The sequence below is a fragment of the Streptomyces sp. NPDC047981 genome (genome assembly GCF_040653315.1).
In the GTDB taxonomy this organism is placed as follows: domain Bacteria; phylum Actinomycetota; class Actinomycetes; order Streptomycetales; family Streptomycetaceae; genus Streptomyces.
In genome coordinates, this window is sequence record NZ_JBEZNQ010000100.1 from 1 (window position 1) to 24,092 (window position 24,092).

Below are 24,092 nucleotides of genomic sequence, written 5' to 3' on the forward strand. Positions count from 1 at the left end.
CCGTCCCCCGCCCGTGCCCCGGCGCGCGCCCCCGCCCACGCCGCCCGATCCGTCACCACTCGCGGGCGGCTATGAGCTCCTCCACGTCGGCGTCGGCGAAGCCGTAGGCCGTGGCGACGAACCAGAAGTTCTCGGCGATCTCCTCCCGGGCCACGGTCTCGATCTCGCTTCCGGCCTCGTCGAAGTCCGCCTCCAGCGCGTTGAACTCCTCGGTGGCGACCTCCGTCAGCGCGTAGAGCGCGGTCAGGTCGGCCGGGCGCTCCGCCTCGATCCGCTCGCAGAGCCGCAGCAGGATCGCCCGCCCCTTGTCGACCACGTGGTCCGGGTAGTACCCGTCCTCGTACAGCGCCTTGAGAAACGCGTACCCCGTCACCTGCTCGTTCGTGATCGGCATCCTGGCCCCTTCCCCTGGTGATCACCGGACGGGTCCATCGTGCAGCACGGCACTGACAACGCCCCTCGGGCCGGGTCGGGGTGACACTCTGGTGGGACGGTCCGACGACGAGGAGGGGTGGCCCTTGAGCACCGATCCGATCCACCGGGAACTGGACCGGCTCGCCGAGGGGACGGCCGCCCAGGTCATCGCCTGGCGGCGGCACCTGCACCAGCACCCGGAGCTCTCCAATCGCGAGGCGGGAACCGCCCTGCTGATCGCGGATCACCTCCGCTCCCTCGGCCTCGACGAGGTCCGCACCGGGATCGCCGGACACGGTGTGGTGGGGGTGCTGCGCGGCGGAGCACCGGGCGGGCGCGTGATGGCGCTGCGGGCGGACACCGACGCCCTGCCCGTCGAGGACCTGTGCGGCGAGGAGTTCGCCTCGCGGGCCGTGGACGCCGACTACCCCGGTGGCCCGTTCCCCGTCTCGCACGCGTGCGGCCACGACTGTCACACCGCCATGCTGATGGGCGCGGCGACCGTGCTCGCGGGGGTGCGCGAACGGCTGCCGGGGACGGTGCTCTTCGTCTTCCAGCCCGCAGAGGAGGGGCCTCCGGTCACCGAGCGGGGCGGGGCCCTGGCGATGCTCGACGACGGCGCGTGCGCCGATCCGGTGCCGACGATGACGTTCGGCATGCATGTCACGCCGTACCCCAAGGGGTACGTGGGCTACCGGGTGGGCAATCAGTACGGCGCCTCCACCCTCGTGCGGATCGTCGTCACCGGCAGGCAGACGCACGGCTCCACGCCGTGGCAGGGCGTCGATCCGATGCCGGCCGTCGGGGCGATCCTCACCGGCATCGGGCAGTTGTACCGTCAGGTCTCCGCGTTCGACCCGATCACGGTCTCCATCGGCCACATCGAGGATGTCGGACGGTTCAACATCGTCGGCCAGACCGTCACCCTGTGGGGCACGGTCCGCTGCGCGGTCGAGTCGGACATGGCGGAGGTGAAGGGCCGGTTGGCCACCTTGGCGGAGCACTCGGCGGCGGCGTACAACGCCTCGGCGACGGTCGAGTTCCTCCAGCCGGTGCCGCCCGTGCACAACAGCGCGGCGTGGGTCGCGGCGGGCCTGCCGACGCTCCGGCGGGTGGTCGGCGAGGAGCGGACCGTGGAGACCGGGGCGACGCTCGGCTACGACGACGTGTCCGAGTTCATCGCCCGCTTCGGCGGTCTGTACGTGATGCTGGGCGTCCAGGACGCCTCGCTGGACGCGGCAGGCCACCCCGTTCCGGTGCCGGGAGGCCGGGGCCTGGTCACCAACCACAATCCGCACTTCTACGCGGACGACGACACCCTGGTGACCGGCGTCCGGCTGCACGCGCACATGGCGTACGACCATCTGACGGGCAGCGTGACCGGCTAGGGAGGGTCAGGAGAGCATGGCCGTCCGCCCGAAGGGCGGGGCCGGCGGACGGCCGCTCCGAGTTGCGGCGCGTCGGACAGGCGCGAGGCTGGGACTCACACCCGCGTACCCCGCAGGGAGAGACGATGAAGGATCTCGCAGCCCTCGCCGACGAGCATCTGGCCGCCGCGCGCGACGCCCCGCACGGCCGCAGCGCCCAGGTGGTGATGCACGACGGGGTGCTCCGGCAGAGCGTGATCGCACTGCTGTCCGGAACCGCGCTCGATGAGCACAACGCGCCCCCGGCGGCGAGCCTGATGGTGCTGCGGGGGCGGGTGAGGCTGACGACCGCGGGGTGGTCCGACGAGCTGTCGGCGGGCGAACTGAAGATGATCCCCAAGGAGCGGCACGGCCTGGTCGCCCTCGAGGACGCCGTCGTCCTGCTCACCGCCGTCAACGACTGAGCCGCGGGTCGGTCGTCTCGCGCGACCTGGCACCCCGTCGGCCGCCGGTTCACTCGATCGCGTCGAGGTCCTCCGCGTAGTGCTCGATGGCCCGTCGGTACCGCTGTACGGACGGGTCGTCGCTGGTCGTCGCGAGGAGCGTCAGGAGCAGCCGCGCCGACTCGTGGTGGTCACCGGTGTTGTACAGGGCCATCGCCAGGAACGTGCGCAGGGCGCCGTCGTCGGGGAACTCCTCGACCGCGCCGCGCAGGGTGGCGACGGACTCCTCGTACCGGCCGAGGGTGCGGAAGGTGCTGCCGAGGCCGAGGAGCGCGCCTCGACGGTCCGCATCGGTGAGGCCCGCGGCGCCGGACGCCGCCAGAGCCCGCCGGTAGTGGGGGACGGCCGCGGCCTCCAGGCCGAGCACGTCGTGCGCCCAGGCCGTCTGGTACGCCACCTCGGCGTCGTCGGGGCGCCGCGCGGCCAGCTCCACCAGCCGCTCCCTCGCCTCCTCGGGACGGCCCTGCTCGCGCAGTCCGACCGCAGCCGCCAGCAGGACGTTCCGCTCGTCGTCGCTCATCGGGGTGGTGTTCATGGACGCATCCTCGCAGGTCGCCGTGGAGTGGCGGGCGGCGGCTGCCAGGTGACGGAACGCCATACTCCAGGCGGCCGGTTGTGGCTGCCCGGCCCATAGGGCACCCGCGCGGAGCGCCCCTACTCTCCCGGCAACCACCCGCCATGCCCTTGGCCTGGCCCGAGCCGCCGGGAGTTCCCATGCGTCCCATCCGCCCCCTCCGTCCACGCGGGCCACGAGGGACCCGCAGGCTGACAGCCCTGCTGCTGTTCGCCGTGACCGCCCTGTTCCCGACCGCGACTCCGGCGGTGGCCGCCGGACCCACCGCGCCCTCCGACACCTCGGTCACGTCGCCCGCCGCGCCCGCCGCCCTCACGCCCGTGCCCGGGCAGCTGAAGCCGTACGCCGTCGACGCCGTCTACAGCGCCGGGATCTCCTCGGGCGGCTACATGGCCACACAGCTCCATGTGGCGTACTCGGGCACGTTCAGCGGCTCGGCGGTGTTCGCCTCGGGTCCCTACAACTGCGCCCAGAACACGCTCTCCACCGCCCTCAACGCCTGTATGAACACCACGCAGGACCTTCAGCTCGCGCAGCTGGAGCAGACGACCCGGACCTGGTCCTCACAAGGGCTCGTCGACCCGGTGGCGAACCTGGCGGGCGATCCGGTGTACGTCTTCAGCGGCTCGGGCGACGCGACGGTGAAGCGCCCGGTCGCGGACGCGCTGGCCGACTACTACGGCCGGTTCGGCGCCCAGGTGCGCTACGACCGCTCCACGGCGGCCGGCCACGCCTGGATCAGTCCGCTCGGCCCCAATTCCTGCACGGTCACGCAGAGTCCGTACATCAACAACTGCGGCTTCGACGCGGAGCGGGACCTCCTCGGCCACCTGCGGGGCTCCGTCGCCGCGCCGAGCGCCGCCCCCGGCGGCTCGCTCGTCCGCTTCGACCAGAACGGCTACGCTCCGGGCGGCTCCGCGGCGGCCCTGTCGCTCGGCGCCGAGGGCTTCGTCTACGTCCCGGAGTCCTGCTCCGACGGCGCGACCTGCTCACTGATGGTGGCGCTGCACGGCTGCAAGCAGGGGTACGGCTACCAGGGCTTCGGGACCCAGTTCGTCGACCGGGCCTATCTCAACGAGTACGCCGACACCAACGACATGATCGTGCTGTACCCGCAGGCGGCGGCGACGGGCACGCTGGAGAACCCCAACGGCTGCTGGAACTGGTGGGGTTACCTCGGCGACTCCGCGTACGCCCGGCACGGCGGTAAGCAGATCGAGGCGATCATGGGGATGGTGCGGGCGCTGCGCGGTACCACTCCCCCGCCCGCGGCCGACCGGGTGACGCTGTCGAGCGTGGACGCGCAGGACGGCTATGTGAAGGCCGCGGCGGACGGTACGGGGGCTGCGGTGGGCACGCTGGAGGACACCTACGGGCTCGCCCTCGGCCGGGGCACGGACGGCAAGGTGAACCGGACGCTGCTCTCCTTCGACACGTCCGCGATCCCGGCGGGCAAGGAGATCACCCGCGCCTATCTGACGGTGGCGCGCAGCAGCGGCTCGGGCGACCCGTGGGCGTCCCCCGCGGGCAACCGGCTGCTCGCGGACGTGACGACGGGCTGCTTCGGCGGGTGCGCGGTCGAGTCCTCGGACTGGTCGGCGCCGCCGACCGTGGCGGGCGGGGCGTCGATCGCCGCCTTCTCCTCCGGTTCGGCCACCTCGACGGATCTGTCCGGGTCCGCTCTCGCGGCGCTCAACCGCGGTGGCACGACCCAGGTGCGCCTTGCCTTCGAGGCGGCCCCGGCCTCGACCGCGTACCTCTTCGTGAACAAGGACACCCCGGTGACGCTGACGGTCGAGTACCGCTAGGACCGGGTTCTGCGTCGGCCGGCCGCGCGCGTACTGGGGTCGCCGTCGGCCGGCCGCGCGCGTACCGGGGTCGGCGTCGGCGGCCACGCGCGCGTGCCGCTCGGGGCGCGGCTCCGGTCGCGCTGTTACGTTGCGCGAATGGGACGAATCGGCGGCAGGGGCGAGGCCCGGTGACGGCACCGCGCCTCGACGTGCGCGGACTCCTCCGCCGGGTGGCGGCGCTCCTGCCGTGGCGGAGAGGGCGTGCGGCCACGGTCACCCTGCCGGAGGCGGACGACGTCGAGCGGGAGCGGCTGCGCGACCTGGCAGCCCTCCTGTGCGAGCTGGGGTCCGAGCTGCTGCGGGCCGGCGAGCGGACGGCGGAGGTGGAGCGCGTGCTGCGTGACATCTCCGCCCGGTACGGCATGCGGGCGCGCTGCTTCGTCGTACCGACCGGTCTCTTCGTCAGGGTCGGCGGCGGGCCCGACGGGCGGGGCGGGGAGCTGGACTTCGCCCCGGTCGAAGGGCCCGCCCTGCGCCTGGACCAGGTGCAGACGTTGCACTCCCTGGTGGACCGGATGCGCGCGGAGGCGATGCCCTTCACGGAGGTGCGGCGGGCGCTGCGCGCGGAGCGGGAGCAGCCGGAACGGTTCAGCCCGGCCGCCACCGTGCTCGGCTACGTCCTGCTCACCGTGGGACTCGGAGTGATGCGGCACGCCACCGTGGCGGCGGTCGTCGGCTACGCGGTGCTCGGCGCCGGCGTCGGTCTGCTGCGGCTCTTCGGGGACCGGCTGCCCGCCGCGCGCACCGCCCTGCCGGTCGTCGCCGCCATCCTGGTCACCACGGTCTCGCTGCGCTGGGCGGGGCCGCTGCTGCACGAGGTGCCGACCGTGCTCTACGTCCCGCCGCTGATCGCGTTCCTGCCGGGCGCCGCCCTGACGCTCGGCGCGATCGAACTCGCCACCGGAGCCGCCCTGTCGGGCATCGCCCGGCTCGCCGGCGCCGTCAACGTCCTGCTGCTCCTCGCGCTCGGCATCCTGGTGGGCACCGAGCTGGTGCGGCCCCGGCCGCGCGGCGGCCCGCCGTCGGAGACGCTCGGCGCGTGGGCGCCCTGGGTCGGGGTGCTGCTCCTCGGGTTCGGGTTCCTGCTGTACTTCTCCGCGCCGCCCCGGGTCGCCGGCTGGCTCCTCGGCGCGCTGCTCCTCGAACGGTTCGTGCAGTCGGCGGCGACGGACCTGGCCGGGGCGACCTTCGGGGCGTTCGCCGCGGGGATGCTGCTGCCGCCGATGGCGGGCTGGATCGAGCGCCGCTCGCGCACCCCGGACCAGGTGGTGTTCCTGCCCTGCTTCTGGCTGCTCGTGCCTGGAGCGGTCGGTCTCACCAGCGTCTCCGAACTCATCGTGGAGCGCGGCACGGCCGGGCTCTCCAACCTCGTGGAGACCGTGATCACCGTCGCGGCCATCGCGCTGGGCGTCCTCGTCGGCGCGGGCCTGCAGCGCCGACCGCGCCTCCTGGTGGGCGAACCGGCGGTCGGCGAGCCGGCTCCGGGCGGCGCGGGCCACGAGCCGAGCGGCGACCGGCGGGATCGGGGCTCCGTCGCTCACCCGATCGGCGGGCCCGAGGGCGTGGACGTCCCGGCGCCCGAAGCGCGCTGAAGCCGCACGCCGACACGTCGCGGCGGCCCGGGGCCACGCTCCGTAGCCGGGCCTCGCCGGGTGGGGGCATCCGGGATCTGGTCCAGTGAGGGAAGCACGGCCCTGACCGGACGTCGACGCACCTGGACGGCACCACATGACCATGTCTCCCTTCGGCTCCTCGTACGGAGGCCCGGATCCGTTCAACGAGCTGCTCAACCGTTTCTTCGGGATGTCGCCCGCCGCCTCTCCCCCGGCGGTCCAGCGCGTGCCGATCGGCCGGCTCCTGACGGACTCCGCACGGGAGCTGATCGGCCGGGCCTCCGCCCGCGCCGCCGAGGACGGCAGCGCCGACCTGGACACCGAGCATCTGCTGTGGGCCTGCACCCAGATCGCCCCGGCCCGTGCCCTGCTCGCCCAGTCCGGCGCCGACCCCGACCGGCTGGCCGCCTCGATCGCCGAGGTGCTCCCCGGTGAGAGCGGCATGCCCTCGGCGGAGCCGGGGCTAACCCCGGCGGCCAAGCGCGTCCTGCTGCGGGCGTACGAGCGCTCGCAGGAGTCGGGGGTCTCGTACATCGGACCCGAGCACGTCCTCGGCGCCCTGCTCGACGACCCCCACGCGGCCGCGGCGCAGCTGCTGACGGCGTACGGGACGGACGTCGGGGGCCTGCGGTCCACGGCCGACCGGGCGGCGCGGACGGACGGTGCCCCGGCGGCGAAGCCGGAGAGCAGGACGCCGACGCTCGACGAGTACGGCCGGGACCTGACGGAGGAGGCGAAGGCCGGGAAGCTCGACCCCGTGGTGGGACGGGCCGAGGAGATCGAGCAGACCGTCGAGATCCTCTCCCGCCGCGCGAAGAACAACCCGGTGCTCATCGGTGAGCCGGGCGTGGGCAAGACCGCCATCGTCGAGGGTCTGGCCCAGCGGATCGTGGCGGGCGAGGTGCCCAAGACCCTCGAGGGCAAGCGGGTCATCGCCCTCGACCTGTCCGGGCTCGTCGCCGGGGCCCAGTACCGCGGCCAGTTCGAGGAACGGCTGAAGAACGTCATCGACGAGGTCAAGGCCGACGCGGAGTCGACCGTGCTCTTCATCGACGAGCTGCACACCGTGGTCGGCGCGGGCGCGACCGGCGAGGGCGCGATGGACGCCGGCAACATGCTCAAGCCCGCCCTCGCCCGCGGCGAGCTGCACGTGGTCGGCGCGACCACGATCGACGAGTACCGGCGGTACGTGGAGAAGGACGCGGCGCTGGAACGGCGCTTCCAGCCCGTGCTGATCCCGGAGCCCTCGGTCCCGGAGACCGTCCAGATCCTGGAAGGGCTGCGGGACTCCTACGAGGCCCACCACCAGGTCCGCTACAGCGACGCCGCGCTGGCGGCGGCCGCGGAACTCTCCGACCGTTACGTCTCCGACCGTTTCCTGCCCGACAAGGCCATCGACCTGATGGACCAGACCGGGGCCCGGGTGCGGCTGCGCTCGCTGGGCAAGTCGACCGAGGTGGTCGACCGCGAGGACCGGCTTGCGAAGCTGCGCCGCGAGAAGGACGAGGCGGTCGCGGCCGAGGACTTCGAGAAGGCGAACGAGTACAAGCAGGACATCGCCCGTCTCGAAGGTGAGCTGGCCGGGCTCGTGGAGCGGCGCGAGGGCGTGATGGAGGTGACGGTCGACGACATCGCGGAGGTGTTGTCGCGCCGTACCGGAATCCCCGTCGCGCAGATGACGCAGAGCGAGAAGGAGAAGCTGCTCAAGCTGGAGGACGCCCTGCACAGCCGGGTGGTGGGCCAGGACGAGGCCGTCACGGCCATCGCCCAGGCCGTGCGCCGCAACAGGGCGGGCATGGGCGACCCGAACCGTCCGGTGGGCTCCTTCCTCTTCCTCGGTCCGACGGGTGTCGGCAAGACGGAGCTGGCGAAGGCGCTGGCCGAACTGCTCTTCGGCGACGAGGGCCGGATGATCCGCTTCGACATGGGCGAGTTCCAGGAGAAGCACACGGTGTCGCGGCTCGTCGGCGCCCCGCCCGGATACGTCGGTCACGAGGAGGCGGGCCAGCTCACGGAGAAGGTGCGTCGCCAGCCGTACAGCGTGCTGCTCTTCGACGAGGTGGAGAAGGCTCACCCGGACGTCTTCAACACGCTGCTCCAGGTCCTGGACGACGGCCGGCTGACGGACGCGCAGGGCCGCACGGTCGACTTCCGGCACTGCGTGGTCATCATGACGTCGAACATCGGCGCGCAGCGGATCCTGGCCCACCACGGTGACGTCTCGGAGATCCGCGAGGACCTGAAGCAGGATCTGCGCGGCTACTTCACTCCGGAGTTCCTCAACCGCATCGACGAGACGATCATCTTCCACGGTCTGGGCGAGGACGATCTCGGCGACATCCTCGATCTGCTGCTGCGGCAGAGCGAACGCCGGGTCCGTGCCCAGGGGCTCGAACTGGAGGTGACGGAGGCGGCGAAGAAGCTGCTCGTCGCCCACGGTCACCAGCCGGAGTTCGGCGCCCGTCCGCTGCGCCGGACGATCCAGGCGGAGCTGGACAACCGGATCGCGGACCTGCTCCTCGGCGGTGAGGCGGATCCGGGCGACACGATCGTGGCGGACGTCCAGAACGACGCCCTGGTGTGCCGGGTGAAGTCCGCCGAGACCGCCTCGGCCTGATCCGGGCCGTCCCGGTCCGCCGCGAGGCCGTCTCGGCCCGCCCCCGAACGCCGCGGGGCCTGAAGGGTGTTGTCCTCCGCTTCAGGCCCTGCGGCCATGTCCGGATCAGGAGGACTTGGTCCATTCGAGGGTCACGCGCAGGTTCGCGTGGCTGCTGCCCTTGACGATGAGGGCGGTCAGGCCGCCGGCGTCCAGGCCGAGTTCGCAGCCGAACTCCACGCTCGCCCGGTCGGGCGCCGCCTGGTGCAGGGCCTGGCCGAGCTGGCCGGCGAACGAGGACAGGGCGCGCGTGACCCCGGAGAGGTCGGGGACGCGGTCGCCCAGGCCCTCGAGGTCCGAGTCCGGGCCGAGCCGCTCGGCCTCCACATAGAGAACGGCGTCGTCGACCTCGACCCTGGTGATGTCCCGCATCACGGATCCCTCCGCAGTGGCTGGCGAGCAGAGCGCCAGTATCACCGAGGCGGGGTCACAGGGCGGGGAGCAGGCTTCCCGAGGCGTGGCGGATCCGGCCGGGGCCCGCGGCGAGGGCGCTGCCGCGCTCCCAGTCCCGCCAGGTGAGGTTCCAGTCGCCGTAACCGTTCCCGAACGGGGTCATCGGTTCGCCGTAGCCGTTGACCACCTCGACGAGGTCGCCCTCGCGGACGGTACGGAAGAACCAGGCGGCGTCCTCGGTGCTCATGCCGGTGCAGCCGTGGCTGACGTTCTCGCTGCCCTGCACGTCGGTCGACCAGGGTGCCGCGTGCAGGTACTCGCCGCTCCAGGTGACCCGGGTCGCCCAGCGGACCTTGAGGTCGTAGAAGTCACGGCTACCGCGCGCGATGCCGATGGAGTCGCCGCGCATCCGGACCAGGGGCTCCTTGCCGAGGACGACCTTGACGCCGCCGCGGGTGCGGTAGCCGGCCTTGCCGGTGGTGACGGGGATGGAGCGGACGACGCGGCCGTTGCGCAGGACGGTCATCCGGAGGGAGGCCACGTCGGTGACGGCCTCCACGCGGTCTCCGGTGGTGAAGGTGAGGGGCTTCGACGGGCCTCCCTGGAGCCGGTCGTCGACCCGTACGGAGTCGAGTCCGCTGCGGACCCTGACGGTGGCGTGGGCGGGCCAGTAGGCACGCGGCCGATAGTGCAGGGTGGTCGGTCCCACCCAGTGCCAGGCACCCTCGACGGCGGGCTCGGAGCGTACGACGAGGGCGCGTTCCACGGTGCGGCGGGCGTCGGGGGCGGACTCCGGGAGCGGGTGGCTCAGTTCGGCGGTGACCGGTTGTCCGACGCCGTAGGTCCGTCCGGACGACGGCCCGAAGCTCGCGGTGAGCCGCTCCCCCGCCGGTACGCGGGCGGTACGGAAGTCCAGGCGGGCCGCTCTCCGTACGGAACCGCCCGGGCGGGGCTCCTCGACGGTCAGGCGCGCCGTGTAACGGGCGTCGGCGCGCAGCGCGCCCTCGATGGTCCAGCGCGTTCCGTCCGGGCTCGCACGGCCGGCGACCCCGAGTCCGCGCTGGTCGGTCACCGTGACGTCGGTCAGCCTGCCGGGCGTCCTGAGCGTGATCCCGACCGGTCCGGCCGTCTCGCGGCGGTCGAGCGCGAACGCCCGGCCCGTCAGGGCCGACGTCCCGGAGAGCAGCAGGATGTGGCGGGCGGGGGCACACGGGCCGCCCGTCCCGCAGCCGCTGACGGTGACGAGCGCGGAGCCCGGCGAGGCCGCCGCACCCGGGACGGGGCCCGGTCGGCCCGGTGCGGCCGGGCACTGGCCCGCGGTCGTGACGAGGACGGCCCCGATGGCCAGCGACAGCGCGCCCCAGCCCTTGATGTTCCTGCGTGACGGCACGACGCGACATCCTCCCCGTCAGATCCGTGGCGGTACCGGGCATCAAATCCGATCAAGGGAAGAACAGATGATCAAGCGCCCGGGCGTGGCGCGGGAGAGGGCCGGGAGACGACTCGAATGAACCAATCGAGTCGGCTCAGCGCGGGGGTTCCGGCAGCTCCTCGCCGGTCTCCAGCAGGGACTTGAGGCTGGAGAGCAGGGCCGGCCAGCCCTCGCCGATCATGCCGCGCATGGTGCCGTCGGGCTCCAGGTCGTCGTGCACGACGGTGAGCTTGACCGTGTCCCCTGCCGGTTCGATCTCGAAGGTCACCTTCGAGCGCCGCTCCGTGGCGAGCTTCGCGTACACGTCGTCACCGATGCCGACCGCCTCGGCCCACTCGGGCGTGAACGTGTGCCAGGTGTACGAGAGCCGGCGGCCGGGCTCGGCGGCGAGAACGACCTGCTCGGGGTCGCTCGTCCTGCGGCCGCCCTCGTCCCAGACCATCGGAGACCCGGCGGTCCAGGTCGTCTCGAAGGCCACGCCCCAGTAGCGCCGGGTGAAGGCCGGGTCGGTGAGGGCCTGCCAGAGCTCCTCGGGGGTGGTGCGGATGTAGGTGGTGTAGACGAACGCGTTGCTGTCCATCGGGTTCTGCTCCAATGCTGACTTCAGGTCGGCGAGCGCGCTGACGCGCTCGCGGGCGTACCGGCTCATCCAACGGTCCCCGATGGCGTGGATCGGAGCGGCGTTCAGGTAGTGCAGCTTCTCCCGCCCCCGCCGCACCGTGACCACCAGCCCCGCCGCCTCCAGGAGCGCCAGGTGCTTGCTGACGGACTGCCGTGCCATGTCGAGACCGGCGCAGAGTTCGCGCAGGGTCTGACCGTTGCGGGCGTTCAGGCTGTCGAGCAGCCGTCGCCGACTGGCATCGGCCAGTGCCTTGAACACCTCGTCCATCGCCCCACCTCAACATGCAGCCTTTTAGCTGCCTCTACGATAGGCAGCCTCTCGGCTGCATGTCAACGACCGTCCGCCACACCCTCACCCCGGGCGGGCCGCAGGGCCGCCACCACCAGGCCTTCCACCTCCTCCAGCGAGACGTCCCCGCCCCGGACCACCCGGTCGAGCACGAGCCCGTCCACGCACGCGAGGAGCGCGAGCGTGCGCCCCTCGGGGTCCTCGACCCCTTGAGCGGCGAGGAAGCGGCGGACCGCGTCGCGCCCCGGGTTCTCCCTCGGAACCAGGATTTCGCGGAGTTCGGGGTCGCGCACGCTCTCGACGGCACAGGCGTACCGGGCGAGGGAGCGGCGGCGCCCCTCGCCGGTGAGCCGCCCGGCGACGAGCCCGAGCACGGCATCGGCCAGTTCGGCCGCCGAACGCGGCTCCGGCAGGGCCTCCCCCGCGGCGCTCAGTTCGGCCTGGTCGAGATCGACGAGCCTGCGGACGAGCGCGGTGAGCAGGGCCGAACGGGTGCGGTAGTACGCGGAGGTGGTGCCGGGCGGTAGCCCGGCGGCGGCGTCCACGGCACGGTGCGTCAGCCCACGCATGCCGGCGTCGGCCAGCACACCGAGCGCGGCATCGGCGAGCAGGGTGCGGCGCTCGGAGGCCGGGCGCCGCGGGGCGGCGGAGGGATCGGGAGAGTCGACAGTCACCCCCTCTTTCTACACCTGTAGAGACTTCACGCTACTCTTCTACATCTGTAGAAGACGGCCGAAGGCAACGGCAGAAGACAACAGCAGACGGTGGGACGGACCGGAGAGGACGATCACCATGGGGAACAACGCAGTCGTCGTCGGCGCGGGCATCGGCGGGCTCGCCGCGGCCATCGGGCTGCGGCGCGTCGGCTGGGAGGTGACGGTCGTCGAGCGCGCCGCCGTCCGCGAGGACGCGGGCGCCGGCATCTCACTCGCCGCCAACGGCATCCGCGCCCTCGACGCCCTCGGTGTCGGCGCGGCCGTGCGCGCCGCCGCGCGGGGCCAGTACACCGGCGGCACCCGCACACCGGACGGGGCCTGGCTCGCCCGCATGGACGGCGCCGCCCTCGAACGCGCCCTCGGCACGCCCATCGTCGGCATTCCGCGTGCCGCGCTCCACCGCTCGCTGCGCGACGCCCTGCCGGCCGCGTGCCTGCTCGTCGGCGCCGAGGTGACGGAGCTGGACCGTACGGAACGGGGGCGGGTCCACGTCCGGGCCGCGGGCACCCCGGGCAGGGAGTTCCGCGCCGATCTGGTCGTGGCCGCCGACGGCGTCAACAGCCGCACCCGGGCCGCGCTCTTCCCCGGCCATCCCGGACCCGCCTACAGCGGATCGACCGTGCTCCGCGCCCTCACCGACCGGCCGCTCGACCTCGCCTCGGACTTCGAGATCACCTGGGGGCACGGCGCCGAGTTCGGGCACATCGCCTTCGTCGACGGGCGCGCGGAGTGGCACGCCGTTCTCAACGCGCCCGCCGGGGTCCGGTACGCCGACCCGCTCCCGGCGCTCAGGGAGCGGTTCGCCGGCTGGCACCGGCCGATCCCCGAACTGCTCGACGCCACCCGACCGGAGGCCGTCCTCCACCACGACATCCACGAGTTGACGGTCCCGCTGCCCTCGTTCGTCGCCGGCCGGGTCGCCCTGCTCGGCGACGCCGCCCACGCGATGACCCCCAACCTGGGGCAGGGCGCCTGCCAGGCCCTGGAGGACGCCGTCGTCCTCGCCTCCGAGCTGGCGCGGCACCCTGACGTCGACGCCGCCCTGGGCGCGTACGACGCCGCGCGACGCCCGCGGTCGCAGGCCGTCACGGTCGCCGCCCGCAAGGCGGGCCGGTTGGGCCAGCAGCTCTCAGCGCCCGGTGCCGTGGCCCTGCGCAACACGGCCATGCGCCTCGCGCCGTCGGGGGCAACGCTCCGGATGATCCTGCGGCACGCGGACTGGACGGCACCGAGCCTGCCGTAGCCGCCGTCCGCGCACCTGTCCACTGCTGCCGAACAGGTGCGAAACCGCCTGATCAAGGGTGCTGCTAGCGTGTCGGGATGTCCCTGAAGCACGCTGTCCTCGCGGCCCTCCTGGAGGGCGAGGCGTCCGGATACGACCTGGCCAAGATCTTCGACGTGTCCGTGGCCAACTTCTGGGCCGCCACACCGCAGCAGCTCTACCGCGAACTCGACCGGCTCTCCGAGGCCGGCCTGATCGCCGCCCGCGTCGTGGAGCAGGAACGGCGCCCCAACAAGCGGATGTTCTCCCTCACCGACGCGGGCCGGAGCGATCTCACGGCGTACACGGCGACGCCGCCGCGTCCGAGTGCGATCCGCGACGAGCTGATGGTCCAGGTGCAGGCCTGCGACGCGGGCGACACCGAGGCCGTACGGGGCTTCGTGCAGGAGCGGATGGAGTGGGCGCGGGGCAAGCTCGCGCGCTGGGAGAGGCTCCGGGAGTGGATGCTCGCCGGACGCGACGAGGCCACGTACCTGCGCGAGGCGGAGCGGATCGGGCCGTATCTGACGCTGATGCGCGGTCGGTCTCTGGAGGAGGAGAACCTGCGCTGGGGCGAGCAGGTCCTCGCGATCCTGGACAGTCGACAGGCCGCGCGCCAGCAGGCCTGAAGCCCGAGGCCCGCCCTGCCGGTGACGGGTTTCCCTACCCTGCGGTAGCGTCACCCGTCGTCGACCGGAGGAGCCGGTCGGAGACAAGGGGCGGGACTGATGAACGTCGGTGACATCGTCGAGGACTTCACTCTTCCGGACGAGACGGGGACGCCCCGTTCGCTGTCCGGCCTCCTCGCGGACGGGCCGCTCGTCCTCTTCTTCTATCCGGCGGCCATGACCGCCGGATGCACGGCCGAGGCCTGCCACTTCCGTGACCTGGCCGCCGAGTTCAGGGCCGCCGGGGCGCAGCCGGTCGGCATCAGCTCGGACAGCGTCGCGCGGCAGCAGGAGTTCGCCGACCGTCATTCGCTCGGCTACCCGCTGCTCTCCGACCCGGAGGGCACGATCCGCGAACGCTTCGGCGTCACGCGGGGCTTCTCGCTCGCGCCGACGAAGCGGGTCACGTTCGTCATCGACGAGGACCGGCGGGTCGTGGAGGTCGTCCGCAGTGAGCTGCGCATGAGCGTCCACGCGGACCGCGCCCTCGCCGCGCTGAAGGCACGCATCGCCTGAGCGGGGGCCGGGATCCTGCGTCCCCCGGTCGCCGCGAGCGGTCAGATGCCCAGCAGCTTCGCCTTAGCGGCGGCGAACTCCTCCGGAGTCAGCAGGCCCTGCTGGGCGGGACGGGCACACGGGCCGTGACGCGGCCACCGGCCTCCCGGATCGCTTCCGACGCCCGTTCGGCCCAGAGGTGCCCGACGAGAAGCATCAGCGCGCACGACCCGGCTTCCAGGGTCTCGGCAGCCTCCGCGGCGTCCTCGGGACCGAGCAGATCGGCCTCCGGCCCGATCTCGGCGACGGCCTCCTCGAACTCCTCGTACTCGACGAGTTCGGAGGTGGTGACCTCTCCGGACACGGACTTCACGACGACGAGCGAGTCGATCAGGCGCACCTGCCCCGCCCGGCGCAGGTCGGCGATCGCGGTCACGGCCGCGGCCTTCAGCCGCTCCCCCGGGAAGGCGAGTACGAGGCATTCCACCGGTCCCGTGAGGACCCCTTTCGTACGGGTACGCGCCCGCCCATCGGACCACGGGGCCGCCGAGCCCGCACGTGGAGACGCGGCGGGCTCGCCGACATGCGGGCGGGCGAGGGTTGGGCAACACTCGCTCGTATGCCCGGTCCTCCGGTGGCCGTGGCCGGAACGGAGTGCAGGAATGGACGACTACCCTCTCCTCAACGTCTTCTGGACCATGCTCTGGTTCTTCCTCTGGATCATGTGGCTGTTCCTGCTGTTCAAGGTCATCACGGACATCTTCCGGGACCACGAGCTGAGCGGCTGGGCCAAGGCGGGCTGGCTGATCATGTGCATCCTGATCCCCTACCTCGGCGTCCTGATCTACGTGATCGCGCGCGGCAAGAGCATGACCCAGCGGGACCTCAAGCAGGCCAAGGAGAACGAGGCCGCGTTCCAGTCGTACATCCGCAAGACGGCGGGTACGGGCGAAGGCACGGGCCACGCCGACGAACTGGCGAGACTGGCCGAGCTCAAGGACAAGGGCGCCATCACGGACGAGGAGTTCGAGAAGGCGAAGGCCAAGGTCCTGTCCTGACGACGAACGGCACACCGGACGAACCGGCCTCGGGGCTCTCCCGCTCGCTCCTGCGGGACGCGCGGGCCGAACCGGGCCGGTTCCCCGAGCTGCTCGCCGCCTTCGCGCTGCGGCACATGGGCCCGTCAGCGGGCCGGAGCGTGGAACGGCTGCGCGCGGAGCGCCCGGACGCGACCCCCGAGGAGCTGAGGGCCCTGGTCACGGAGCGCGGACGCCGTGCGGTCACGGCCGAAGGGGCGTTCGTCGGCGGGCCGTTCATGGTCCTCATCCCCGTCGCGTTCTGCGGGGCGCTCCTGCTCCAGGCACGGACGATCCTCGTACTGGCGGGCCTCGACGGCCGGGACACCACCGCCCCCGAGCGCGCCGCCGAACTACTGGTCCTGCAAGGGGTGTACGCGGACCCGGAGGCGGCCCTGACCGGTCTGCTGGCCAGGACCGTGCCCACCGACACCACCGACGAGGACCGCCCCCGCCCCGGCCGTCTTGCCGCACTGTGGACCCTGGTCCTGCGGATGGCCCGGCTCCTCGGCATCGTGACGCCGGACGACGGCGGCCGGGGCCGCGTGGCCCGGATCGGTTCGTGGGTGCTCCTGATCGCGGTGTTCCTGACCGGACTCGTGGCGCCGCTGGTGTGGCTGCCCTACATGGCGGTCTCGTACCACCGGGGCACCACCGTCCTGCTGGACCGGGCGACCGTCTTCTACTTCGGCGTCCGCGACCAGCGGGCACCCCGCACCGGCCGGCTCCAGCCGGACATGGTGGTGGCCGGGCTGCGGGCGCTGATGTCGCTCCTGATCCCGGTCGTCGGGGTGACCCTGATCGTCTTCACCGACCTGCGGCTCTCCGGGGCACGCTGGCCGCTGCTGGCCCTCCTGCTCGTCGCCACTCCCCTGATCGTCGGCGGCCTGTGGCTCAGACGCCACCGCTCGTCGCGGCGCAAGAGTCGCCACCCTTAATAGGCGCCCCAAATACTTATTTGATACGGTCATGGCGTGCGGTTGACGAAATTCACCGACCTGGCGCTGCGTGCCGTGATGCGCCTGGCGGTTCCCGGTGCCCCCGGACAGGAACCCTCGGCCACGACCCGCGAGGTGGCCGAGGTGATGGCCGTTCCCTACGCCCACATGGCGAAGGTCGTCACGCGCCTCCAGCACCTCGGCGTCGTCGAGGCGCGACGCGGTCGCGGCGGCGGGCTCGTCCTGACCGAGACCGGTCGGCGCGCTTCGGTGGGCTGGCTGGTCCGGACATTGGAGGGCGAGGAGGAGGTCGTCGCCTGCGAGGGCGAGACTCCCTGCCCCCTGCGCGCGGCCTGCCGGCTGCGCGGCGCACTGCGCCAGGCGCAGGAGGCGTTCTACCGCTCACTGGATCCGCTGACGGTGGCGGACCTGGTCGAGTCGCCCACCGGGCCCGTGCTCCTGTCGCTGAGCACCCGCCACGCCGACTGACACCCACCCGCCCCGAGGGGCTCACTCCCGACCGAGCCACTCGAGCCACGCCCTTAAATACGTAGATCATTTACCACATTAGGAGAACGGATGCTGTCCGCGCAGGCCACCCCCGTCGTCCGAGCCACGCTCCCCGTCGTCGGAGCCGCGCTCGACGAGATCACCGAGCGCTTCTACGCGGGCATGTTCGCGGCCCGCCCCGAGCTGCTCCGCGACCTGTTCAACAGAGGCAACCAGGCCAGTGGCGACCAGCGGCGCGCGCTGGCCGGATCGATAGCGGCCTTCGCCGGGGCGCTCCTGGAGCACCCGGAGAGCCGGCCGGACGTGATGCTCGGCCGGATCGCGCACAAGCACGCCTCGCTGGGCGTCACCTCCGAGCAGTACAAGGTCGTCCACGAGCATCTCTTCGCCGCGATCGTCGACGTGCTGGGCGAGGCCGTCACCCCCGAGGTCGCGCAGGCCTGGGACGAGGTCTACTGGCTGATGGCCAACGCGCTGATCGCCCTGGAGGCCCGGCTCTACGAGGAGGCGGGCGTGGCCGAGGGCGAGGTCCGCCGACCCATGGAGATCGTCGAGCGGCAGCGGCAGACGGCCGACACGGTCTCGTTCACCCTGCGGAACACCGACGGGCGCGCGACGGAACCCTTCCGGCCGGGACAGTACGTGAGCGTTCGCGTCGAACTCCCCGACGGAGCGCGGCAGATCCGTCAGTACAGCCTCTCCGCCGCGCCCGGCCGGCCGGACTGGCGGATCACGGTGAAGCGCGTGGACGGCGACCCGGCGGGTGAGGTGTCGACCTGGCTGCACGAGCACGCGCGCACGGGTGACACGGTCGAGGTGTCCGCACCCTTCGGCGATCTCGTGCTGCCCGAGGGAGAGGGGCCCCTGCTCCTCGCCTCGGCGGGAATCGGCAGCACGCCGATGCTGGCCATGCTGGACCACCTCGCGGCCACCGGTTCACACCGACCGGTGACCGTGGTCCACGCCGACCGCTCCCCCGCGGGGCATGCGCACCGCGACGAACTGCGCGACCTGGTCGCCGCCCTGCCGAACGCCTCGCTGCACCTCTGGTACGAGCAGCCGGGCGAGTCGGAGGCGCGCGCCGGCCGCGCGGACGTCACCACGCTCGACCTGCCCGAGGAGGTGACGGCGTACCTCTGCGGTCCGCTGCCCTTCATGCGCCAGGTGCGCGGCGACCTGCTGACGTCCGGTGTCGCCGCCTCGGCCGTCCACTACGAGGTCTTCGGCCCCGACCTGTGGCTCGCGGGCGAGAACTGACGTCGTCACGGCGCGGGCGGAAGCCGAGGAACCATGGGCCCGCACCCGACCGGGTGCGGGCCCACGGGGACGGGGCGGATCAGCAGCCCGTCGCCCAGGTGTGGGAGTCACCCCGGTCATTGGCCGCTCCGTTGTACCCGACCTCCTGGCCGGGGGCCAGACAGATCGTCATGCCACCGCCCTGATGGGCGCTCGCGTAGACGCGGACGTGGTCCTTGATCCCTGGTCCCGAGATGCCATGGTTGGCCCAGGAGGAGTCGGTGTCGGCGATCCAGCTCTCCCACCAGCCGTCGTCGCCGCTCCAGTTGGCCCGCTGGCCACCGAAGTTGGCCTCCTGCCAGACACAGAACTCGCCACTCGGGCACTCGGCCGCCTGGACGGGACCTGCCAGGGCGAGGCCGCCGGTGAGGGCGAGGAGCGCGGCGGCGGCAGTGGTGAGGATGCGCTTCATAGGGTGTTGGTGCCTTCCTGTGCGGTGGCGGGTGCGGACAGCTCTGCTGCCCGCCGCAGCGCGCGGGTGCGCAGCTGCTGGTAGGTGGTGAGCTGGTCGCCGCGCAGGGCGCGCACCTTCGCCAGCTCGACGGGCTCGAGCCGCGCCCGCACCTCGGCGAGGCCGCTCTCCTTGTCGCAGCGGGTTACGACGGCGGGGTCGGGGCGGTCGGCGTGGGCGGCGCCCGACGTGCCCGGCGGTGTCGCGCACCGGTTCCAGCGGGCGAGGGCGGCCCGGTGGGCGGGGTCGTCCTTCATCCGGTCCTGGGCTTCGGAGCGCAGGTTGTTCACGGTCACCTCCGCGCGGAACCAGCGCGTCTGGTCGCCGTAGAGGGCCTCCCTGGCGGAGGCGAGGCAGCCGTCGGTGTGGGCGGTGACGGTGTGGCCGGTGGCGAGGGTGAGCGACAGCTCCTGGGGGCCTGAGCCGAAGAGCGCAGCCTGGAGGCGCCGGTCTTCCTCGGAGGTGTCCGGCCGGCGGGCGAGGGTGAGTCCGCGCCCTTCGAGACAACGGTCGACGAGAGAGCGCTCGACCGTCTTGAGCAGGGCGTCCTGAGCCTCTGGCGTCGGGGGCACGATCGGCCCGGGGGCGGTGGCGGCACAACCCGTGAGCAGGAGTCCGGCGACCAGCGCGGCTGCGGCGGTGCGCCGACAGCGCGCGGCGGTGTCCTGCATGGCGGCCCCCTCGTGACGTCCCCGCTCGACGGGCCGGCGACATGATCGTCACCGCCCGTGACGATCACTGCCCGCGAGGTCAGGAGGCAATGCGCGAGGTCACCCGAAGGGGTCGAACGCGCCGGGGTGTGCGCCGCTCGCGAGCGGCCCGCGCCCGGTCACGGAGCGGGAAGGAACCGGGACTCGGCCGCGGGAACGACAAAGCCCCGGTTGGACGGGGGATTCCAACCGGGGCCGATTGCCGCGACGACGAAGAGCGGTCACCTCAAGGGGGGGACCTGGGGACCGGGCCCCTTCACCGTCACACATTGATGAACGATAAACCTTCACGCCGTGTTCCGACGTGTCCGAGGTGACCGATGTGAGACACCTCACCCCATTTTCACCGTTCGTACGGCCCGTGTCACGGACGGTAGACGGCCCCCGGTTCGGCCTTGCCGGGCGCGAGAAGCTGGGGAACCGTCACGAAGGTGAAGCCCCTCTTCTTCAGCTCGTCGATGATGCCGGGCACGGCGGGAACGGTGCCGTCGTAGATGTCGTGCAGCAGGATGATGCCGTCCCCCTCCGAGGCGTCGAGCACCCGCTTCCGTATCAGCTCCGAGTCGGTCGTGGCGTAGTCCTTGGCCGTGACGCTCCACAGCACCTGCGCCAGACCGAGGTCCCGGCTCACCTCGGAGACCGTGTCGTCGGTGCGCCCCTGCGGCGGTCGCATCAGCGTGGGCCGCTTGCCGGTGATCTTCTCTATCGCGTCCTGGGTGCGGGAGAGCTCCTCGCGCACCTCGCCCGGCTCCAGATCGGTGAGGATCTGGTGGGTCCAGGTGTGGTTGGCGACCTCGTGCCCCTCGTCGGATATGCGCTTGACGACCTTGGGGTAGCGGTCGACATGCTTGCTGCCGAGGAGGAAGAACGTGGCGGGGACCTGCTTCTCCTTGAGTATGTCGAGGAGGTGCGGAGTGTCCTTGCCGGGACCGGCGTCGAAGGTCAGCGCGATGCACTTGACCTTGGCGCAGTCGACGGCGCCGGCCGCACCGGCCTTGTCGTCCGAGGCCGGCGCCTTGCCCCTGGCGTCGCCCGGGCTGATCGAGTCGACCCCGCAGCCGCTGAGCGCGAGCATGAGAGAGGCCGCCGCCAGAAGGGCGACGGCCGGACCGCGACGCTTCCCCGTTGTGGTTCGGAACATGGTGGTGCAGACCCGCTTTCCCCGTCGATGGCATCGGAAATGCCACGCACGCCTGGTCAGTGGCGTCTCCGCGTGGCACTCCCCGCACTCTACACACGGTGTATACACGTGATGTATAGGGGGGTCCGGGCAGAGCTGTGCCCCGAGCGGCGCCCGTCCGCTCCGCCCGGGGCGTCTGCGTGCCGGCGGAAACCGGCAGGTCAGCGGGTCAGCAGATCAGAGGGTCAGAGGGTCAGCGGTTCAGCAGGTAGGCGGTGGTCGGCGATCCGGCACGGCGGCCGGTCATCGGGAGGCGAGCAGCAGCCGGGCCTCGGTCTCCTGGTCCCCCGACACGGACTGCAGCGACTGGATCTCGAACGTGGCCGCGAGGGTCTTCTCGACCTCGTCGACCGCGCGGTAGCCACCGGTGAGCAGCGCTCCGACCATGCCTGTGAGCTGGACGGGTCCGGTCTCCTCGCGACGCCCCTCGGCCGTGTCGAAGGTCGCCATCCAGACGGTGGGCGCGGGCGCGGTGGCCGCCCGCGGGCCGGGCGAGGTCATGTCCTCGAGCCGGTAGACGTGGTCGAGGACGTCGAAGACGGCCTGGGCGTCCTGCCGGTCGCAGTCGCTCAGCTGCACGGTGACGTCGGTGTCGATGTGCCTGTCGTACACGGCGCTCATCTCCTCGCTGCCGGGCGTGCGGATCGCCCCGCCACGCTTCCAGCATCCCTCGCGTCGGGGGGTCACGCGACGTCCGGGGATTGAAGTCGCCGCACGCGGTTACCCGCGAAGGGGGCGACCACGGGAGGTTCCGTGTCCACTCGACCGAACCATGACCACGCGGAGGGCGACGGCCTCGTCCGCGGACGGCGCGAGACCCCGGAGGAGCGGGCGGACCGCCGGTGGAGCGAGCTGATGCAGGAGATCAGGGTCGCCCAGACGGGCGTGCAGATGCTGTTCGGCTTCCTACTCACGGTGGTCTTCGCACCCCGGTTCACCGGGCTGTCGGACACCGACCGGACCCTCTACGTGGTGACGGTGTCCCTGGCCGCCGCCGCGACCGGGGCCCTCATCGGGCCGGTGTCCTTCCACCGCATCGTGGCGGGGCGTCGGCTCAAACCCGAGACCGTGGTCTGGGCGGCCCGGCTGACGTTCGTCGGACTCGTCCTGCTGCTCGCGACGCTGACCTCGGCGCTGCTGCTGATCCTGCGGGTGGCGACGGACGACTCGTTCGTTCCGTGGCTGGTGACGGGGCTGGTCGCCTGGTACCTGTTCTGCTGGTACGTGCTGCCCCTCTGGGTCCGCTACCGGTACACCGACCTGCGGGAACCCGAGTCCTGAGGTCAGGCGCCGCCGACGACCCGCTCCACGGTGTCGGCCTCGGAGGCGGGCTTGTCGGGACGGTGCCGTACGACGCGGGCGAAGCGGAGCGTGACTCCGGCCGGGTAGCGGGTGGAGCGCTGCAGACCGTCGTAGGCGATCTCGACGACGAGTTCGGGCCGTACGCGTACGGTGAACCCGTCGTCGTCCACGGCCAGTTCGCCGAGCCGCTCGGTCTGCCAGCGCAGCATCTCGTCCGTCAGGCCCTTGAAGGTCTTGCCCAGCATCACGAAGGTGCCGTCCTCGGCGCGGGCGCCGAGGTGGAGGTTGGACAGCAGACCGGTGCGCCGCCCGTGGCCCCATTCGACGGCGAGGACGACGAGGTCGAGGGTGTGCACCGGCTTGACCTTCAACCAGCTGCGGCCCCTGCGGCCCGCCACGTACGGCGCGTCGAGGGCTTTGACGAGGACTCCTTCATGGCCCCGGGCCAGGGTGTCGGCGAAGAACCGCTCGGCCTCCCTGACCTGTGCGTCCGCCTCCGCCGTCAGGACCTCGAACCTGCGCACCCGGCGCTCCTCGGGGAGCAGCCGGACCAGCGCGGCGTGGCGCTCCTGCCCCGGCCGGTCGATGAGGACATCGCCGTCCGCCGCGAGCACGTCGAAGAAGACAGGGGAGAGGGGCAGCGCGGCGCCGGCGCTCTCGACATCGACCCGGGAGCCGACCCGGGACGCGATGTCCTGGAACGCCAGCGGCCGACCGGTGGCGGGGTCGAGCGCGATGACCTCGCCGTCGAGGATGAACGGGTCACCGGCCGTCTCCCGTGCCACGGCGACGACTTCGGGGAGCCGGCCGGTGATGTCGTCGAGGGAGCGGGTGAACACCCGCACGTCCTCTCCTCTCCGGTGTACCTGGATGCGGATGCCGTCGAGCTTCTCCTCGACGGCGCATGCCCCGAGGGCCGCGACGGCCTCGGTGACCGAGCCGGCGGTATGGGCGAGCATGGGCAGGACGGGGTTGCCGACGCGCAGCGCGAACGTGTCGAGCGCGGCGGGCCCGTCGGCGAGCACGGCGCGCGCGACGCGCGGCAGGGAGCCTTCGAGCATGACGGCCCGGCGGAGCTCGGCGGAGGGCACCGTGGCGGCTCGCGCGACGCCTTCGAGGGCGATCGCGTCGAGGGCGCCCTGACGCACCTCGCCGGAGAGCAGCCGGATCAGGAACTCCTGTTCCTCCAGCGTGGCGGCCTCCATCAGTGCACGGACCAGCCGGGCCCGCTCGGCCTGCGACCCGGCACCGGAGACCGCGGCCAGCTCCGTCATGGCGGCGTCGGTGCCGGCCAGGGTGAGCGTGGGGTGCGTGGCGGGCGCCACGGCGGGCGGGATCGCGTTCTTGAGGATGCTCCATCCGACCCCGATGCGTCCTTGCGGGAGCCGGCCGGAGAGGTAGGCGATGACGATCCGGCTCTCCTCGGGCGCGGCCTCCGAGAAGAGTTCGGCCAGGACCGCGATCTTCCGCGAGCGGGCGGAGACCGCCGCCACCTGATGGGACGCGTCCGCGAGTCGGGCCAGCAGCATGCGACCATCCTCTCCCTCACAGGAGCGAAGCCGCACGTCGGTGACCGGACAGATCCCGACCGATCCCGAGCCGGCCCGAGCGACCCCGAGCAGTCCCGGCGACCGGCCTCAGCCCCCGGACGTCACCTCCCCCTCGGCTGCGACCGCCGGCCTGCGGCGCCGCAGGCGGTCGAGGAGTCCGCGCCGGGTGCGGCGCGCGGGCGGGCGGACGAGCGTCGCGGCACGGGGCGGCCGTGGCGCGCCCGTGC

The 24,092-nt window shown here is 72.5% G+C and carries 25 protein-coding genes; 13 read left to right on the plus strand and 12 right to left on the minus strand.

The window, feature by feature from the left end; all coding sequences use genetic code 11:
• Window positions 1-52: 52 nt before the first annotated feature.
• Window positions 53-394 carry a DUF5713 family protein gene (locus tag AB0E14_RS35135; RefSeq protein WP_362427973.1) on the minus strand — a complete coding sequence of 114 codons (342 nt, stop codon included), beginning with the start codon at window positions 392-394 and terminating at the stop codon, window positions 53-55.
• 124 nt (window positions 395-518) lie between these two features.
• Between AB0E14_RS35135 and AB0E14_RS35140 the strand changes: the two genes are divergently transcribed.
• Window positions 519-1,802: an amidohydrolase gene (locus AB0E14_RS35140; RefSeq protein WP_362427976.1), complete on the plus strand. Its 1,284-nt coding sequence runs from the start codon at window positions 519-521 to the stop codon at window positions 1,800-1,802.
• Window positions 1,803-1,927: 125 nt separating this feature from the next.
• Window positions 1,928-2,245, plus strand: coding sequence for a cupin (locus tag AB0E14_RS35145; protein ID WP_362427979.1), 318 nt, complete (start codon window positions 1,928-1,930; stop codon window positions 2,243-2,245).
• A gap of 49 nt (window positions 2,246-2,294) precedes the next feature.
• Here the strand turns inward: AB0E14_RS35145 and AB0E14_RS35150 are convergent, their stop codons facing one another.
• A complete protein-coding gene (locus AB0E14_RS35150) occupies window positions 2,295-2,804 on the minus strand; it encodes a tetratricopeptide repeat protein (RefSeq protein WP_362428041.1) in 510 nt (169 codons plus the stop codon).
• Between the two features lie 194 nt (window positions 2,805-2,998).
• Here AB0E14_RS35150 and AB0E14_RS35155 point away from each other — a divergent pair, with 194 nt between their 5' ends.
• The 3 genes from AB0E14_RS35155 (at window position 2,999) to AB0E14_RS35165 (ending at window position 8,938) form a co-directional block, all read left to right on the plus strand.
• The gene (locus tag AB0E14_RS35155) at window positions 2,999-4,666 is read left to right on the plus strand and encodes a PHB depolymerase family esterase (protein WP_362427982.1); all 1,668 of its coding nucleotides are present in this window, start codon (window positions 2,999-3,001) and stop codon (window positions 4,664-4,666) included.
• Between the two features lie 170 nt (window positions 4,667-4,836).
• Window positions 4,837-6,300, plus strand: a complete 1,464-nt coding sequence (locus tag AB0E14_RS35160) for a threonine/serine exporter family protein (RefSeq protein WP_362427985.1) — start codon at window positions 4,837-4,839, stop codon at window positions 6,298-6,300.
• Window positions 6,301-6,436: 136 nt separating this feature from the next.
• Window positions 6,437-8,938, plus strand: a complete 2,502-nt coding sequence (locus tag AB0E14_RS35165) for an ATP-dependent Clp protease ATP-binding subunit (protein ID WP_362427988.1) — start codon at window positions 6,437-6,439, stop codon at window positions 8,936-8,938.
• 105 nt (window positions 8,939-9,043) lie between these two features.
• On the opposite strand, the gene AB0E14_RS35170 is transcribed toward AB0E14_RS35165, so the two are convergent.
• From AB0E14_RS35170 to AB0E14_RS35185, 4 genes are all read right to left on the minus strand, one after another.
• Complete coding sequence (locus AB0E14_RS35170) at window positions 9,044-9,349, minus strand: CU044_2847 family protein (protein WP_362427991.1); 306 nt, start codon at window positions 9,347-9,349, stop codon at window positions 9,044-9,046.
• 55 nt (window positions 9,350-9,404) lie between these two features.
• Complete coding sequence (locus AB0E14_RS35175; RefSeq protein WP_362427994.1) at window positions 9,405-10,760, minus strand: Ig-like domain-containing protein; 1,356 nt, start codon at window positions 10,758-10,760, stop codon at window positions 9,405-9,407.
• 136 nt (window positions 10,761-10,896) lie between these two features.
• Complete coding sequence (locus AB0E14_RS35180) at window positions 10,897-11,691, minus strand: metalloregulator ArsR/SmtB family transcription factor (RefSeq protein ID WP_362427997.1); 795 nt, start codon at window positions 11,689-11,691, stop codon at window positions 10,897-10,899.
• 62 nt (window positions 11,692-11,753) lie between these two features.
• Entirely contained in the window at window positions 11,754-12,281 is a 528-nt protein-coding gene (locus AB0E14_RS35185; protein WP_362428044.1) for a TetR family transcriptional regulator C-terminal domain-containing protein, read from the minus strand.
• 223 nt (window positions 12,282-12,504) lie between these two features.
• Between AB0E14_RS35185 and AB0E14_RS35190 the strand changes: the two genes are divergently transcribed.
• The 3 genes from AB0E14_RS35190 to AB0E14_RS35200 all read left to right on the plus strand — a co-directional run bounded on the left by AB0E14_RS35190 (window position 12,505) and on the right by AB0E14_RS35200 (window position 14,873).
• The gene (locus AB0E14_RS35190) at window positions 12,505-13,671 is read left to right on the plus strand and encodes an FAD-dependent monooxygenase (protein ID WP_362428000.1); all 1,167 of its coding nucleotides are present in this window, start codon (window positions 12,505-12,507) and stop codon (window positions 13,669-13,671) included.
• A gap of 77 nt (window positions 13,672-13,748) precedes the next feature.
• The gene (locus AB0E14_RS35195) at window positions 13,749-14,318 is read left to right on the plus strand and encodes a PadR family transcriptional regulator (RefSeq protein ID WP_362428003.1); all 570 of its coding nucleotides are present in this window, start codon (window positions 13,749-13,751) and stop codon (window positions 14,316-14,318) included.
• Window positions 14,319-14,417: 99 nt separating this feature from the next.
• Window positions 14,418-14,873, plus strand: a complete 456-nt coding sequence (locus AB0E14_RS35200; protein ID WP_362428006.1) for a peroxiredoxin — start codon at window positions 14,418-14,420, stop codon at window positions 14,871-14,873.
• 88 nt (window positions 14,874-14,961) lie between these two features.
• Here the strand turns inward: AB0E14_RS35200 and AB0E14_RS35205 are convergent, their stop codons facing one another.
• Entirely contained in the window at window positions 14,962-15,339 is a 378-nt protein-coding gene (locus AB0E14_RS35205; protein ID WP_362428009.1) for a DUF6325 family protein, read from the minus strand.
• A 175-nt stretch (window positions 15,340-15,514) separates the two neighbouring features.
• Here AB0E14_RS35205 and AB0E14_RS35210 point away from each other — a divergent pair, with 175 nt between their 5' ends.
• From AB0E14_RS35210 to AB0E14_RS35225, 4 genes are all read left to right on the plus strand, one after another.
• Window positions 15,515-15,910 carry an SHOCT domain-containing protein gene (locus AB0E14_RS35210; RefSeq protein WP_362428012.1) on the plus strand — a complete coding sequence of 132 codons (396 nt, stop codon included), beginning with the start codon at window positions 15,515-15,517 and terminating at the stop codon, window positions 15,908-15,910.
• Window positions 15,911-16,026: 116 nt separating this feature from the next.
• Window positions 16,027-16,866: a hypothetical protein gene (locus AB0E14_RS35215; protein WP_362428014.1), complete on the plus strand. Its 840-nt coding sequence runs from the start codon at window positions 16,027-16,029 to the stop codon at window positions 16,864-16,866.
• Window positions 16,867-16,902: 36 nt separating this feature from the next.
• Window positions 16,903-17,355 carry an Rrf2 family transcriptional regulator gene (locus AB0E14_RS35220; RefSeq protein ID WP_362428017.1) on the plus strand — a complete coding sequence of 151 codons (453 nt, stop codon included), beginning with the start codon at window positions 16,903-16,905 and terminating at the stop codon, window positions 17,353-17,355.
• A gap of 90 nt (window positions 17,356-17,445) precedes the next feature.
• On the plus strand, window positions 17,446-18,633 hold the full coding sequence (locus AB0E14_RS35225; RefSeq protein WP_362428020.1) for a globin domain-containing protein: 1,188 nt from the start codon (window positions 17,446-17,448) through the stop codon (window positions 18,631-18,633).
• A 79-nt stretch (window positions 18,634-18,712) separates the two neighbouring features.
• On the opposite strand, the gene AB0E14_RS35230 is transcribed toward AB0E14_RS35225, so the two are convergent.
• From AB0E14_RS35230 to AB0E14_RS35245, 4 genes are all read right to left on the minus strand, one after another.
• Window positions 18,713-19,084: a peptidase inhibitor family I36 protein gene (locus AB0E14_RS35230; RefSeq protein ID WP_362428023.1), complete on the minus strand. Its 372-nt coding sequence runs from the start codon at window positions 19,082-19,084 to the stop codon at window positions 18,713-18,715.
• Window positions 19,081-19,794: a hypothetical protein gene (locus AB0E14_RS35235; protein WP_362428026.1), complete on the minus strand. Its 714-nt coding sequence runs from the start codon at window positions 19,792-19,794 to the stop codon at window positions 19,081-19,083. The genes AB0E14_RS35230 and AB0E14_RS35235 overlap by 4 nt, the downstream gene beginning before the upstream one ends.
• Window positions 19,795-20,197: 403 nt before the next feature.
• Window positions 20,198-20,974 (minus strand): polysaccharide deacetylase family protein, encoded by a 777-nt coding sequence (locus AB0E14_RS35240; RefSeq protein ID WP_362428029.1) that lies wholly within the window; start codon window positions 20,972-20,974, stop codon window positions 20,198-20,200.
• Between the two features lie 282 nt (window positions 20,975-21,256).
• The gene (locus AB0E14_RS35245; RefSeq protein WP_362428032.1) at window positions 21,257-21,700 is read right to left on the minus strand and encodes a hypothetical protein; all 444 of its coding nucleotides are present in this window, start codon (window positions 21,698-21,700) and stop codon (window positions 21,257-21,259) included.
• A 66-nt stretch (window positions 21,701-21,766) separates the two neighbouring features.
• Between AB0E14_RS35245 and AB0E14_RS35250 the strand changes: the two genes are divergently transcribed.
• On the plus strand, window positions 21,767-22,294 hold the full coding sequence (locus AB0E14_RS35250) for a DUF6328 family protein (protein ID WP_362428035.1): 528 nt from the start codon (window positions 21,767-21,769) through the stop codon (window positions 22,292-22,294).
• Between the two features lie 2 nt (window positions 22,295-22,296).
• Here AB0E14_RS35250 and AB0E14_RS35255 read toward each other — a convergent pair whose 3' ends face one another.
• Window positions 22,297-23,844 carry an ATP-dependent DNA ligase gene (locus AB0E14_RS35255; RefSeq protein ID WP_362428038.1) on the minus strand — a complete coding sequence of 516 codons (1,548 nt, stop codon included), beginning with the start codon at window positions 23,842-23,844 and terminating at the stop codon, window positions 22,297-22,299.
• Between the last annotated feature and the right edge of the window lie 248 nt (window positions 23,845-24,092).